Origin of the sequence: Paraburkholderia sediminicola (assembly GCF_046026895.1) — a bacterium.
Classification (GTDB): domain Bacteria; phylum Pseudomonadota; class Gammaproteobacteria; order Burkholderiales; family Burkholderiaceae; genus Paraburkholderia; species Paraburkholderia sediminicola_C.
Window position 1 is genome coordinate 1 of record NZ_JAQQEU010000125.1, and the last position, 12965, is coordinate 12965.

At 65.5% G+C, this 12965-nt stretch carries 12 protein-coding genes and 1 riboswitch; of the genes, 8 read left to right on the top strand and 4 right to left on the bottom strand.

Going from position 1 to position 12965, the window contains the following annotated elements:
- Nucleotides 1-438: 438 nt before the first annotated feature.
- Together PQR02_RS37995 and PQR02_RS38000 are read right to left on the bottom strand one after the other, a co-directional pair.
- Nucleotides 439-1179 (bottom strand): CbtA family protein, encoded by a 741-nt coding sequence (locus tag PQR02_RS37995; protein ID WP_408242978.1) that lies wholly within the window; start codon nt 1177-1179, stop codon nt 439-441.
- An 11-nt stretch (nt 1180-1190) separates the two neighbouring features.
- Nucleotides 1191-1412, bottom strand: coding sequence for a CbtB domain-containing protein (locus PQR02_RS38000; protein ID WP_408242979.1), 222 nt, complete (start codon nt 1410-1412; stop codon nt 1191-1193).
- A 52-nt stretch (nt 1413-1464) separates the two neighbouring features.
- A riboswitch (adenosylcobalamin (AdoCbl) riboswitch) is annotated at nt 1465-1551 on the bottom strand.
- Between the two features lie 108 nt (nt 1552-1659).
- Between PQR02_RS38000 and PQR02_RS38005 the strand changes: the two genes are divergently transcribed.
- Nucleotides 1660-2274, top strand: a complete 615-nt coding sequence (locus PQR02_RS38005) for a histidine phosphatase family protein (protein ID WP_408242980.1) — start codon at nt 1660-1662, stop codon at nt 2272-2274.
- Nucleotides 2275-2298: 24 nt separating this feature from the next.
- Here PQR02_RS38005 and PQR02_RS38010 read toward each other — a convergent pair whose 3' ends face one another.
- Nucleotides 2299-2742, bottom strand: coding sequence for a hypothetical protein (locus tag PQR02_RS38010; RefSeq protein ID WP_408242981.1), 444 nt, complete (start codon nt 2740-2742; stop codon nt 2299-2301).
- A 299-nt stretch (nt 2743-3041) separates the two neighbouring features.
- On the opposite strand from PQR02_RS38010, the gene PQR02_RS38015 reads away from it, so the two are divergent.
- The 7 genes from PQR02_RS38015 to PQR02_RS38045 all read left to right on the top strand — a co-directional run bounded on the left by PQR02_RS38015 (nt 3042) and on the right by PQR02_RS38045 (nt 12042).
- The gene (locus PQR02_RS38015) at nt 3042-4559 is read left to right on the top strand and encodes an ATPase domain-containing protein (protein ID WP_408242982.1); all 1518 of its coding nucleotides are present in this window, start codon (nt 3042-3044) and stop codon (nt 4557-4559) included.
- Nucleotides 4560-4563: 4 nt separating this feature from the next.
- Nucleotides 4564-6222, top strand: coding sequence for an ATP-binding protein (locus PQR02_RS38020; protein ID WP_408242983.1), 1659 nt, complete (start codon nt 4564-4566; stop codon nt 6220-6222).
- 218 nt (nt 6223-6440) lie between these two features.
- Nucleotides 6441-7028 carry a MarR family winged helix-turn-helix transcriptional regulator gene (locus PQR02_RS38025; protein WP_408242984.1) on the top strand — a complete coding sequence of 196 codons (588 nt, stop codon included), beginning with the start codon at nt 6441-6443 and terminating at the stop codon, nt 7026-7028.
- Between the two features lie 6 nt (nt 7029-7034).
- Nucleotides 7035-9140 carry an FUSC family protein gene (locus tag PQR02_RS38030; protein WP_408242985.1) on the top strand — a complete coding sequence of 702 codons (2106 nt, stop codon included), beginning with the start codon at nt 7035-7037 and terminating at the stop codon, nt 9138-9140.
- Nucleotides 9141-9185: 45 nt separating this feature from the next.
- Entirely contained in the window at nt 9186-9395 is a 210-nt protein-coding gene (locus tag PQR02_RS38035; RefSeq protein WP_408242986.1) for a DUF1656 domain-containing protein, read from the top strand.
- Nucleotides 9392-10483: an efflux RND transporter periplasmic adaptor subunit gene (locus PQR02_RS38040; protein ID WP_408242987.1), complete on the top strand. Its 1092-nt coding sequence runs from the start codon at nt 9392-9394 to the stop codon at nt 10481-10483. The genes PQR02_RS38035 and PQR02_RS38040 overlap by 4 nt, the downstream gene beginning before the upstream one ends.
- Entirely contained in the window at nt 10480-12042 is a 1563-nt protein-coding gene (locus PQR02_RS38045) for an efflux transporter outer membrane subunit (protein WP_408242988.1), read from the top strand. Before PQR02_RS38040 ends, PQR02_RS38045 begins: the two co-directional genes overlap by 4 nt.
- A gap of 346 nt (nt 12043-12388) precedes the next feature.
- Here the strand turns inward: PQR02_RS38045 and PQR02_RS38050 are convergent, their stop codons facing one another.
- Nucleotides 12389-12799: a hypothetical protein gene (locus PQR02_RS38050; RefSeq protein ID WP_408242989.1), complete on the bottom strand. Its 411-nt coding sequence runs from the start codon at nt 12797-12799 to the stop codon at nt 12389-12391.
- Nucleotides 12800-12965 lie beyond the last annotated feature (166 nt).

The following is a 12965-nucleotide window of genomic DNA, read 5'->3' on the forward strand; positions in this document are numbered from 1 at the left end:
GATGCAGCCTGCACTCCGTCAACCCCCTTCGCGCAATTATTTTCAGAAAGTCGAGAAGATCAAAAATTGAGCATCGCAGCGACGGCATCGAACTAGTTAGGTATCCGATATAATTGCATTCTAGGTAAGACATCGCATTTTCGTCCGCCACCCTTGACGATTGGCTACGGTTTCTGGAAAACACAGGGGTATATGCGCTCGCGCCGAGCGTTCGACAAACCGGGCGCATTCATTCGACCGCGATGCGTTCTAATTCAGAGCTCGCACGCATTCCGACTTCGCGTCCCGCTAATGTTATCCCCAATTTTTGGGCACAAGCCTGTGGACAACCCTTCCACAACACATCCAAGTCCTTGATGCGAATACGATGTCGGGCTCTGCACGCGCCGCACTACCGCCACCGCGGTAGCGCGGCCAAGCCAACTCCAGACAAAAACCTCAAGCCGACTTCACCACCCCGCGCCCATTCGAATGCAAGAAAGCACTCCGCTCGACCAGCGCGCCGAACAGCAGCCCGATCGTCGCCCACATGATCACCTGCATGCCGATCGCCGTGACGCGGAACTTCCACAGCAATACCGCCGGAAAAGCCGCCGGAACTTCGTTGATGGCCGGCATCGACAACTGCACCGCCGCGATAATCGCGACGAACACCACCCCGGCGACGATCGAGCCGTTCCATGCACCGAGCCTCATCACGGCGCGGCGCCGCACCTTCAGCGAAAACACCATCGCGGCCAGCGAGATCGCGATCATCAGAAAGAACAGCCCGGTACGCGTGCCGATCGTTTCAGGATCGCCGACCGAAGGCGGGTTCGCCGGATACTTGATGTTCGGCACGATCACCAGCGCGATGAATGCGCCGAGCGCGAGCCACGCGGACAGCGCGCGCACACTCAGCGCGCCCGCCCGTCCATACGCGTACGCGAACACCAGCGAGAACAAGCCGCCGAACGCCGCGCCGTAAGTCACCACGCCGGTCAACAATCCCAGGCCCGCTTGCGTCTCACGGCTGACCAGTTCGGGCTCGGGAGCATCGCCTTTAGCGGCGTCGGCCTTCTCTTCCAATGAGATCGCCTGAGCGACCTGCGGCTCGCCTACCAATCTGGCGAAGCCGAACGTGAGCAATCCCGCGGCGATGCCTGCGAGCATCCCGCGTACCAACAATTTACCAACCATGTTCGACTCCGTTAGTGGCAGGGAAAGCCGAGCAGATGGCGGCCGTCGTGCACGAACTCATGCACGTACATGCCGGGCACCAGCGACGTGGCACCCTGTTCCGCCCCAACGAAGTAAAGCGCGAGCAACAGCAACAAACCGCCGAACACGACCCAAGGCAGCAATTCGCGCAGCGGAATCGGCGTGGGTTGAGCAACGGGTTGGGAAGCGTGATCGAAGACAGCTTCAGTCATGATGGACATCTCCTGGGGTAGCGCGCCCCGAAAGCAGATTGCAGAGGAATGGTGCGAAGCTCAGGTCTGGCTTTCGGCTCGAGTTGCCGATTACAGTGGCGCGACCGCGCCGGGCTCTCACCGGCTTCCGTGCTTCGCAGTCCCGCTATTCTACGCGCTAAACTTCGGCCTTCGTGAACGCGAAACCACGCAAAGGCGGCGCGTCCACGCGATAGGCACCGACGCGGCATCAATGGGAACAAACAGAATGGACGCGCGACTCTTACTGGTCAGCCACGCATCGACGGCCGCGCAGCGCGCCGGCCGCTTTCCCGCCGACGATCCGCTCGATGCCCGCGGCCGCGCGGAAGCCGAGGCAGCGCGCACGCGCATCGCGCTTCCCGACGACGCGGCGGTCTTCGTCAGCCCGGCCGCTTGCGCGCGCGAAACCGCCTTGGCGCTCGGCCTCGCCGCGACGATCGACGATACTCTGGCGGATACGAACTACGGCAGCTGGCAAGGCCGGCGCCTCGCCGATCTCGCCGTCGAGGCGCCAGAGGCGCTAGCCGCATGGACGCGCGATCCGGACGCGGCGCCGCACGGCGGCGAGTCGTTCAGTCAATTAGTAAAGCGCATGGGGACATGGCTCGACGCACGGTTCGCCGCGCTCCAGGGCGCGGCGAGCAGCTCCTCGAACCCGAACCGCGCACTCCACTTCGTCGCCATCACGCACGCGACGCTGCTGCGGGCAGCGGTCGTGCATGCGCTCGGGGTATCGCCTGCGGTGTTTCGGCGTATCGAGATCGGCCCGCTGTCGATGATCGAATTGCGTCATTCACGACGCGGCTGGACATGGTGGCCGGCGTCACCTGCATCTATCTGATGCGCACCGTGGCCGCCTCCCGCTTCACTGACCCGACACCACCAGCCGCAACCTGTTCGGCCCGGCGGGCGTCAGTGTGATCTCGGTGCGCCGGCCCTTTGCGCCTAGATAAAAATGCTGGCGGCCCGGCGAGTTCTGATCGTGCGTCGCGTCCGGCAAGCACGACGCGATGTCCGCCGCCACCGCTTGCAGCGCGTCCGCAGTCGAGCCGGCATCGCCATGTGGCGTCCACATGCATTGGAAGCTGCGATGGCTCGCGGAACATTGCGCGTCGTCGCCATACGGTTGCGCGACGCCTTTGCCGTCGTCCGGGGCCACCGAGGCGAGGCCGTCCGGCGCTGCCGCCACGATCCGTTTGAGCGATGCGCACGGGCTGGCCGCATCGTCGGCATAGGCGGCGCTGCACGGCAGTAGCGCGCCGAGCGTTGCAACGGCAAGTGCGGTGGCCAGTAGTCGGGTTTTGTTCATTCCGGGCGTGGTCCCTTCGCAAGAAGCCAACGGGTGGCATTGGCACCAACCAGCGCGGCCCGCGCAGCCAGCGTGGCGTTGCCGTGGCCGCACGCTCCGTGCCAAGGGATTGCCCGGTCGCTCGCCGACAACCCGCCCCGTTCCGCGGCCCAAAGCACTGCATCACCTCCTCAGCGCTGCCACGCATGTCGGCCCCGCGTGAACCCGCACACTCAAACAACCAATGGCACATAAATTGCATTTGCGCCGTACCGGCTGAGCAATCGGCCGCCACTCAATTCGATGCGCAACGCTACACCATGCCAAACACACCTGCCGCAGACGCGCCGAAGCGCCTGTCTTCCGGAATCGAAGGAATCGACGACATCCTGGGCGGCGGCCTCACGCCTCGTCGCATGTACCTGGTGGAAGGCGCACCGGGTACAGGTAAAACCACCCTGGCCTTGCAATTTCTACTCAAGGGCGTTGAGGAAGGGGCGGTCGGCCTGTACATCACGCTGTCCGAAACCCGCGACGAATTGCTCGCGGTCGGCGAAAGCCACGGCTGGGACGTGAGCCGCTTCGCGATCCTCGAACTGCTCTCCGACGAAGGCCTCGACCCGCAATACGAGCAGTCCGTGCTGCACCCCGCCGAAGTCGAACTGGGCGAGACCGTGCGCGACGTGATCAAACAGGTCGACGAACTCAAGCCTGCGCGCATCGTGCTCGACAGTCTCTCCGAGTTGCGCCTGCTGTCGCAGAACCCGTTGCGCTACCGGCGGCAGATTCTCGCGCTCAAACGCTATTTCGCGACCCGCGAATGCACGGTGTTGCTGCTCGACGACAACTCGTCCGAGCCCGGCGACGTGCAACTGCACAGCATCGCTCACGGCGTGATCAGCCTCGACAACCTCACGCACGACTACGGCGGCAACCGCCGCCGCGCGCGCGTCACGAAGATGCGCGGCATCAAGTTCCGCGAGGGCTATCACGACTTCACGCTCGACACGGGCGGCATCCACGTGTATCCCCGCCTCGTCGCCGCCGAGCATCACGCGCAATTCGACACGGAAGTGGTCAGCACCGGTACGCCGGGTCTGAACGCACTGCTCGGCGGCGGCCTGATCCCCGGCACCAATGCGCTGATGATCGGCCCGTCCGGCGTCGGCAAGACCACCACCGTGGTCTCGTGTCTGCTCGCGGCGCTCTTGCGCGGCGAGCGCTGCGTGTACTACGTGTTCGATGAAACGCTCACCACGCTGATGATCCGCTGCGCCACGCTCGGCATTCATCTCGCGCCGCACGTCGCAAGCGGTCTGCTGACGCTGCGCCAGATCGACCCGGCGGAAATCTCGCCCGGCGAATTCGCGAGCGACGTGCGCAACTCGGTCGAGAAGAAGGGTGTGCGCTATGTCGCGATCGACAGCCTGAACGCCTACCTCCAGGCGATGCCCGGCGAACGCTACCTGCTGCTGCAAATGCACGAGCTGCTCGGCTATCTGAACCAGCAAGGCATCATCACGATGCTGGTGCTGGGCCAGCACGGCATCATCGGCGAGGTGCAGAACGATATCGACATCAGCTATCTCAGCGACGTCGTCGTGCTGTTCCGCTACTTCGAACATCACGGCGAAGTGCTGACCGCGGTGACCGCCGTGAAGAGTCGCGCGAATGCCCACGAGCGCTCGATCCGCCAGTTTCGGCTCGGCAGCGGCGGCGTCGAAGTGGGCGAAGCGCTGCGCGACTTCGAGGGCGTGCTGTCCGGCCTGCCGTCCTATCGCGGCAGCACTGCCCTGCTCGGCGCGACCGACCGCACCATCGCCACGCCCGGGCAGTAAGGTCATGGAGCAACGCGTCCTGATTCTCGCGCCGTTCGGCCGCGACGCCGATGTGATTGCCGAAGTCCTGCATAAGGACGAGCGCGTATGCGTGGCGTTTCGCGACGCCGATGCGCTCACCGCCGCGCTCGACGCCGGCGCGGGCGCCGCGCTGATCGCCGAGGAAGCGCTCGCGGGCGAGCATGCGTCGCGTCTGTTCGCGTGGCTCGAAAAGCAGCCCGCCTGGTCCGATTTTCCGTTCATCCTGCTCGCCGCGTCGCGTGTCGGGCAGCGCTCCGCGCGCAGTCTCGAAGTGCTCGAACGGCTCGGCAACGTGGTCGTGCTCGAACGTCCGCTGAACTCGGAAACGCTGCGCCGCGCGGTGGCGTCGTCGCTGCGGGCGCGCGCACGGCAATACGAATCGCGCCGCCATCTGGCGGACCGGATCGAGGCCCAGGCAGCCCTCGTGCAATTGAACGATTCGCTGGAAAGCCGCATTGCCGCACGCACGCAGGAGCTCGCGTCCGCGAATAACCGCCTGATGATGGAGATTCACGAGCGCGCCAAGGTGCAGGCAGTGCTGGTGCAATCGCAGAAGATGGAAGCGCTCGGACAGCTCACCGGCGGCATCGCGCACGACTTCAACAACCTGCTGAACGTGATCATGGTCAACGCCGAGCTGATCGCGCGGGTCAGCGGCGACGAACGCATTCGCGGCATGGCCGCCACCGTCAAGCGCGCAACCGAACGCGGCGCGAAACTGACCGGCCAGTTGCTGACCTTCTCGCGCAACAGCAACCTCGACCTGAAAGCGGTCGACGTGATCGCGTTGCTGCAAGGCATGCGCGACATCATCACGGTGTCGCTCGGCTCGAGCATCCGCTACACCAACGAGTTCGACCGCAGCGAGATGTGGACGCATGCGGACGCCAACCAGCTCGAACTGGCCATCCTCAATCTCGCGATCAACGCGCGCGACGCGATGCCGGCCGGCGGCCAGCTCGGCATTCGCGTGAAAGAGCGCGCGGCGCCCGATCAGTTACTCAAGGACGGGCGTTACGTGGTGATCGAAGTTGCCGATACCGGTTCGGGCGTGCCGCCCGAGGTCGTATCGCGCGTGTTCGACCCGTTCTTCACCACCAAGCCGATCGGCAAGGGCACCGGACTCGGGCTGAGCCAGGTCTACGGCATCGCGACCCAGGCGGGAGGTACGGCGAGGCTCTTCAGCGAAGAAGGCGCGGGCACCACCGTGGAGGTGTGGCTGCCGTTGCGCGAACGCGCGGTCCCGCAGACCGAGGCGGCATCCAACGCCGAAGCGAACGCGGTCGGCGAAAAACGCGTGCTGGTGGTCGAGGACGATGGCGAGGTGCGGGCAATGCTGGTCGAGTCGCTGCGCATGCTGGGCTATACCGTGACCGAAGCGGCCGACGGACAAGCCGGCCTGAACCGCTTGCAGGACGACAAGCCCGACCTGCTGGTGGTCGACTTCGCGATGCCGGGCATGAACGGAATCGACGTGATTGCCGAGGCGCGCAAGCTGCGCGAGGACTTGCCGGTGATTCTCGCGACCGGTTACGCGGACGTCGACATCTCCGGTTTGGCGGTGAAGCGCTGCACGATCCTGCGCAAACCGTTTCAGCTCGACGATCTGGCGCGCACCGTGCGGCTGGGGCTGGCGGCTTGACGCGCGCAGCCTTTCAGACTCGCAACGCTGGACTCATCATGGCCGGCCGGACAGCGAGGCCATTGACCAGCCGCGCGCCGCCACCCAAGTCCAAGCCCAAACCCAACCCCGCCGACCGCAGAACCGTTGTCACCTTCCTCCCACAGACTGTCCCAGCCCGGCAACAATTTCCAATTCAATAGTTTGCTAACGAATATTTTGGAAATACAATACCGGCCATGCCAAATCTCGATGCCCTGCGCCGCACCGTCAGCAGCACCCTGGTTGTCGCTGCTAGAAAGTGGCGCCGCACGAGCCACGGTGTGCTGGCGGCCTTCAACGTCTCCGAGGCGTGCGCCACCCCGCTCCTGACCGCCAGCCGGCTCGGCTCGGCGGTGCGCCAGGTCACGCTGGCCGATCACATCGGCATCGAGGGGCCATCGCTCGTGCGGCTGCTCGATCAACTGTGCGCCGCGGGCCTGATGCGCCGCGAAGAAGATCCCGAAGACCGTCGCGCGAAAACCGTGGCGCTCACCGACGAAGGCCGCGCCGTCACCGCGAAAATGGAAGAAGAACTGGTCACGCTGCGGGCGCAAGCGCTCAAAGGCATATCGCGCAGCGATCTCGAAGCGGCCTTGCGGGTGTTGAACGCCTTCACGACGGACGCCGCCGGACGCGCCGAGCAAGGCGGCGCCGAACCCGCCGGGGCCGTGCCGGCCAAGCCCGCGCCGGCCGCCGGCAAGACCCGCAAAGCCGCCAAGGCGCCCAGCTCCAACAAAGGCGAAGCAAACGCAGCGGCGCCGCATCACACCGGCGATCCGGCATAACGCTTTATGGTCTATCCCACCCTGCGCGACTGGCTGTTCTCGGTCAAGACCTTTGCCGCCGCGATGCTCGCCCTGTACATCGGTCTCGCGTTCGAACTGCCGCGGCCGTACTGGGCGATGGCCACCGTCTACATCGTGTCGAATCCGTTCGTCGGCGCGACCCGCTCGAAGGCGCTGTACCGGGCGCTGGGCACCGCGCTCGGCGCGGCGGGCGCGGTGCTGCTGGTGCCGCCGTTCGTCGAGTCGCCGTATCTGTTCAGCGTGATCGTCGCGGCATGGACCGGCACGCTGCTGTACCTCGCCGTGTCCGACCGCACCGCGCGCAGCTACGTGTTCATGCTGGCCGCCTATACGATGCCGATCATCGCGCTGCCCTCGGTGACCAATCCGGCCGGCGTGTTCGATCTGGCGGTCAGCCGCACCGAGGAAATCCTGGTCGGCATCGTCTGCGCGAGCATCGTCGGCGGGGCGCTGTTTCCGAGCCGGCTCGCGCCCACCATCATCGAGCGCACCGACGCGTGGTTTCGCGACGCCGCGTTCTATGCGACGGAAACGCTGTCCGGACGGATTGCCGGCGCGGCGATCTCGAGCGCGCGGCAGCGGCTCGCGGCTACCATCAACGGTCTGGAATTGCTGCTGAGCCAGCTCGCCTACGATCACACGCGGCCAGACCTCGTGGGGCGCGCGCACGAACTGCGCGGACGCATGCAACTGCTGCTGCCGATCATCTCGTCGCTCGCCGATCCGCTGATCGCGCTGTACAACAGCGGCCGCCAGAGCTGGCCCGAGGGTCTCGAAGCGCTGCTCGCCGACGTCATCAAGTGGTTCGAGGAGCCGATGCCCGCCGTGAGCGAGGGCTATCACCCCGACGCAACCGCCAACGCGCTGCGCGAGCGCATCGCGGCCATGCGCCCGCCGCCCGCCGCGCTCGCCCACTGGGACGGCGCGCTACTGTCGAACACGCTGTGGCGGATGAAGCAGGTCATCGACGTTTGGCAGGACTGCCGCTCGCTGCGGATCATCATCACGCGCGAAGAAGGCGCGTGGCGGCCGCGCTTTCGCCACTGGCGCCTGGGCGGCACCGAGCGCTTCTATGATCGCGGCATCATGCTGTTCTCGACCACCTCGGCGGCCGCGGCGGTCGTTCTCGCGTGCAGCCTGTGGATCAGCTCGGGCTGGAACGACGGCGCCAGCGCGGTGACGCTGGCGGCAGTGGCCTGCTGCTTCTTCGCCGCGCTCGACGAACCCGCGCCCATGGTGTTCCGCTTCTTCCTCGCGACCGGCGTCAGCGTGGTGGCGGCGGGCGTCTATCTGTTCGCGGTGCTGCCGCACGTGCACGACTTCCCAATGCTGGTCATCCTGTTCGCGGTGCCGTTCATCCTGGTCGGCACGCTGATCCCCCGTCCGCAGTTCAACATGGCGACGGTGCTGGTCGCGGTGAACACGGCCACCTTCATCAGCATCCAGGACGCGTACGACGCCAACTTCCTCACGTTCCTGAACAGCAATCTCGCGGGCCTCACCGGTCTGCTCTACGCCTACCTGTGGACCCGCGTGACACGCCCGTTCGGCGCCGAACTCGCGGCGTCGCGCCTGCTGCGTTCGAGCTGGGCCGATGTCGCGCTGACCGCCACGACCGCACGGCCGATCGAGGACCAGCGCAACCTCGCCGCGCGCATGCTCGACCGTCTGATGCAGCTGATCCCGCGCCTGGCCGCCACCGACGATTACCGTCATCCGTCGATCGAAAGCTTCCGCGATCTGCGCATCGCGTTCAATGCGCTCGACCTGCGGCGCCTGATCCACAAGCTCGGCGGCGACGCGCCGGCCGCGATCAACCTCGTTCTCGACGGAGTGCGCGCTTACTACGAGGAGTGCGTCGACCACCGCAAGCGCGAGCCGGTGCCGGAGAGCCTGATGACGTCGATCGACGCCGCCGTCGCGCGCGTGACCGCGCTCGGGCTCGCCAACGCCAGCGCACCCAGCCCGACTTCGCAAACCTCGGCGCGCCAATTGCGCGACGCGCTGCACGCGCTGGTCGGCTTGCGTCTTTCGCTGTTTCCGGCGACGCTGATGACACCGACGCCGCCCGAACCGGAGGCCGCCGCCTGATGAGCCCGTCCCGCGCCCCGTGCCACCTCTTTCTGACTTCCCGCGATGATCGGTGAAATAGACATCTTCGGCGTGTTCGTGCCGTCCGTGCTCGTGCTGATGCTGGTCGCGTATCTGATCAATCTGGTCATCCGCACGGTGCTCGCACGCGTGGGCTTCTACCGCCTCGTCTGGCATCGCTCCATCTTCGATCTCGGCATCTATGTGCTGGTGCTGGGCCTTGTCGTTGTCGTTTCGCACAAGCTAATAACGTGAAAAAAACCTGGTTCTCCGTCGGTCAAATCCTGCTGACCCTGATCGTCGTCGTAATTGCAGCGTTCGTGCTGTGGAAGCTAGTCGCCTATTACATGTTCGCGCCGTGGACCCGAGACGGACACGTGCGCGCCGACGTGATCCAGGTCGCGCCGGATATCTCGGGGCTGGTGTCGTCGGTCGAGGTGGTGGACAACCAGCAGGTCAAGCAAGGCCAGGTGCTGTTCGTGATCGATCAGGCCCGCTACACGCTCGCGCTGCGCCAGGCGCAGGCGACCGCGCTGCAACGCCGCGCGACGCTCGATCAGGCGCGCCGCGAAGACGCGCGCAACCGCAAGCTCGGCAACCTGGTCGCCGCCGAAGTCGCGGAAGAAAGCCGCTCGCGCGTCGAGGCGGGCGAAGCCGCGCTTGCCGATGCGAACGTGGCGATCGACACCGCGAGGCTGAACCTGCAACGCGCGACGATCGTCAGCCCGGTCGACGGCTACCTGAACGATCGTGCGCCGCGCGCCGGCGAATTCGTCACGGCGGGGCGGCCGGTGCTCGCGGTGGTGGACATGCATTCGTTCCGCGTCGACGGCTATTTCGAGGAAACCAAGCTGGGCGGGATCGACATCGGCCAGCCGGTCGACATCACGGTGATGGGCGAGGCGACCCCGCTGCGCGGCCACGTGCAAAGCATCGTCGCCGGCATTGAGGACCGCGACCGCACGCAAGGCTCGAACCTGCTGCCGAACGTGAATCCGGCGTTCAGCTGGGTGCGGCTCGCGCAGCGCATACCGGTGCGCGTCGCGCTCGACGAAGTGCCCGCCGACTTCCGCATGATCGCCGGACGCACCGCGACGGTGTCGGTGCGTGATCTGTCGCCGGTGAGAAGGCGTCAGGCGGCGGGGGCGTCGGGCGCTGTTGCCGCGTCGGCGGCTTCGGCTTCTCCGTCCGCTTCGGCGCCGGCTTCGGCTTCGGCTTCGGCTTCGGCTTCGGCTTCGGCTTCGGCTTCGGCTTCGGCTTCGGCTTCGGCGGTGTCCGCGGCGCCCAATGCGTCGGCTGCACAGCCGGCGTCGGTCGCGGTTTCGTCGGGTGCCTCGCAATGAAGCTGTCGCGGACCCTGCCCTTCCTGCCGCTGTTGCCCTTGTTGCCGCTTGCCGTCGCGCTCGACGGCTGCATGAATGTCGGCCCCAACTACTCGCTGCCGCAGCAGGCGCTCGTCAACGCACCGCTCGCCAACGCGCCGATCGAAGGCGCCGACCCCGCGCTGACCTCGACCGGCAACGTGCCCGCCGTGTGGTGGAAGCTGTACGACGATCCGGTGCTCAACGGTCTCGTCGACGAGGCGCTGCAATCGAACTCCGACTTGCGCGTCGCGGCGGCGAATCTCGCGCGCTCGCGTGAAGCGCTGGGCGTCGCCCAGGCGCAAGGCGGCTTCTCCGGCAAAGCCTCGGCGACGGTCGAGCGCGCGCAGGAATCGGCCGAGCAGTTTCTGCTCACGGAAAAAATACCGGTCGTCAATGAAGGCGACATCGGCATCAGCATCGCGTATGAAATCGATCTGTTCGGCAAGCTGCGGCGCGGCGTCGAAGCGGCGCAAGCGGACACCGAGTCCGTCGAAGCCGCCGGCGATCTCGCCCGGATCACCGTGGTGGCGGACGTGGTGCGCTCGTATGTCGAGCAATGTTCGGCCGCCGAAGAACTGAGGATCGCGCAGCAATCACTCGCGTTGCAGAAGCAGCGGGTGGACGTGTCACGCCGTCTACGCGACGCGGGCCGGGGCAATCAGACCGACGTGACGCGCGGGCAGACCCAGGTGGATACGTTGTCGGCGGATATTCCGCGCTACACGGCGCGCCGCAAGATCGCGCAGTACCGGCTCGCGGCGCTGCTCGCTCGTGCGCCGTCCGACTTGCCGCCGGCTGTGCTGGCATGCGACCGGCTGCCGCAAATCCGCCAGCCGATTCCGGTCGGCGACGGCGCCGCGTTGCTCAAGCGCCGCCCGGACGTGCGTGAGGCCGAGCGTCAGTTGGCGGCGTCGACCGCGCGCATCGGCGTCGCCACCGGCGCGCTGTATCCGACGGTGAGCATCGGGGCATCGGCGGGCCTGACTGGGATTCTCGAAGACCTCGGCACGCCGGCCACCCAGCGTTGGGGCTTCGGTCCGCTGATCAGTTGGACCTTCCCGGCAAACGGCGCGCGCGGCCGCGTGCGCGAAGCGCAGGCGTCCAGCCAGGTGGCGCTCGCCAAGTTCGACGGCGTGGTGCTGACCGCGCTGCGCGAGACCGAAACCAATCTCGCGACTTATGCATCGGATTTCGCGCGCGCGGACTCATTGCGCGCCGCACTGAAGTCGGCGACCGAGTCGGCGGATGAAACGCATCGGCTGTATCGAGCCGGGCGCGAGTCGTTCATCTCCGATCTGGATGCGACTCGCACGCTGACGTCGACGAAGTCTCAAGTGGCGGCAGCGGAAGGCCAGGTGGCGATCGATCAGGTCAACCTGTTCCTCGCGCTAGGCGGCGGTTGGGAAACCGATGCGCACAGCGCGCCTGGAACGGTTGGGGCCGCCGCGCCTCATGCAGCGGCGCCCGTCAAGGCCGTACCGACCGCAGCGAAGGTCGTGCCGACCGCGGCAACGGCGACGGCGGCAAAAGCGCCCTGATGCTTACGATTTATTTGGCAACCTTTCTTTTTCCTTTCATTTCCGGTTAAATAGGTGACACCAACCACACGTTACGGGGTCACCTATGTCGCCATTCATGCAAGGCGCGGTCACATTGGGCGGATGTATCGGCATTTTCACGGTGGTGGTCACCGTCGTGGAAATGCTGGCGAACTAAGGCCGCGCGGCGTCCGACGGCGCGGGCTTGGCCTTGGCGAACGTGCGCCGGCGGCGCTAAGCCGGCTGATGAATCGCCACCCGAACAGTACGGTGGCACCGTGGAACGCCGCGGCTTTCCTGGACACCTATGCATTAGCAGTCGGTGGCGTCGCGCGGTCTTCTTCGATTACCACTCGGACATTTTGAGCAGATCAGTCAGAAACGCATTCTGCGATTTACGCACGTCGTACACACACTCGGCGTAAAGCGCCGGATACATGGAGCCCTCCGGACTTTGCTCCCAGCCCGCTCCAGCGTCACGCGGCAATTCACAAAACTTCAGCGCGTTATCTTGGGCCGCCATGTACGCTTCTAGCAGTTTTGCGTGAGGATTGCCCGTGGGTATCTCCGCGTGTACTTTTGCATAAATCCGCTTATTGTCCTTGGTAAGACTAGTACTCAAATTTCCGTAGCAGATAGTGTCTTCATAGCCGCCGCCGAGATGCTGCAAGCAGCTTGAATCGGCGTCCGCAGAAACTGCGTTGCAGAGTCCCGCGAACAGGAAACAGAAAAGGATTGATTGGCTAGTGAGAGGCATCGTAGACTCCCGACGCGAAAAGGCGCGCTTCCGAATAACGTCTTGACGGCAGGCCGGGATTTTGGCCTACACGATAGGCGCAAACAAGTCGAACATTTCGTCGTAGTGCCCCGTGTTGATTCTCTGGATTATGCTGTCCGCGCCATGACCTGCGCCGCAGTTATAG

Bases quoted from the DNA above. Each gene is read 5' to 3' on its own strand.
- PQR02_RS37995 (WP_408242978.1), bottom strand. From the start codon at position 1,179: ATGGTTGGTAAATTGTTGGTACGCGGGATGCTCGCAGGCATCGCCGCG.
- PQR02_RS38000 (WP_408242979.1), bottom strand. From the start codon at position 1,412: ATGACTGAAGCTGTCTTCGATCACGCTTCCCAACCCGTTGCTCAACCC.
- PQR02_RS38005 (WP_408242980.1), top strand. From the start codon at position 1,660: ATGGACGCGCGACTCTTACTGGTCAGCCACGCATCGACGGCCGCGCAG.
- PQR02_RS38010 (WP_408242981.1), bottom strand. From the start codon at position 2,742: ATGAACAAAACCCGACTACTGGCCACCGCACTTGCCGTTGCAACGCTC.
- PQR02_RS38015 (WP_408242982.1), top strand. From the start codon at position 3,042: ATGCCAAACACACCTGCCGCAGACGCGCCGAAGCGCCTGTCTTCCGGA.
- PQR02_RS38020 (WP_408242983.1), top strand. From the start codon at position 4,564: ATGGAGCAACGCGTCCTGATTCTCGCGCCGTTCGGCCGCGACGCCGAT.
- PQR02_RS38025 (WP_408242984.1), top strand. From the start codon at position 6,441: ATGCCAAATCTCGATGCCCTGCGCCGCACCGTCAGCAGCACCCTGGTT.
- PQR02_RS38030 (WP_408242985.1), top strand. From the start codon at position 7,035: ATGGTCTATCCCACCCTGCGCGACTGGCTGTTCTCGGTCAAGACCTTT.
- PQR02_RS38035 (WP_408242986.1), top strand. From the start codon at position 9,186: ATGATCGGTGAAATAGACATCTTCGGCGTGTTCGTGCCGTCCGTGCTC.
- PQR02_RS38045 (WP_408242988.1), top strand. From the start codon at position 10,480: ATGAAGCTGTCGCGGACCCTGCCCTTCCTGCCGCTGTTGCCCTTGTTG.
- PQR02_RS38050 (WP_408242989.1), bottom strand. From the start codon at position 12,799: ATGCCTCTCACTAGCCAATCAATCCTTTTCTGTTTCCTGTTCGCGGGA.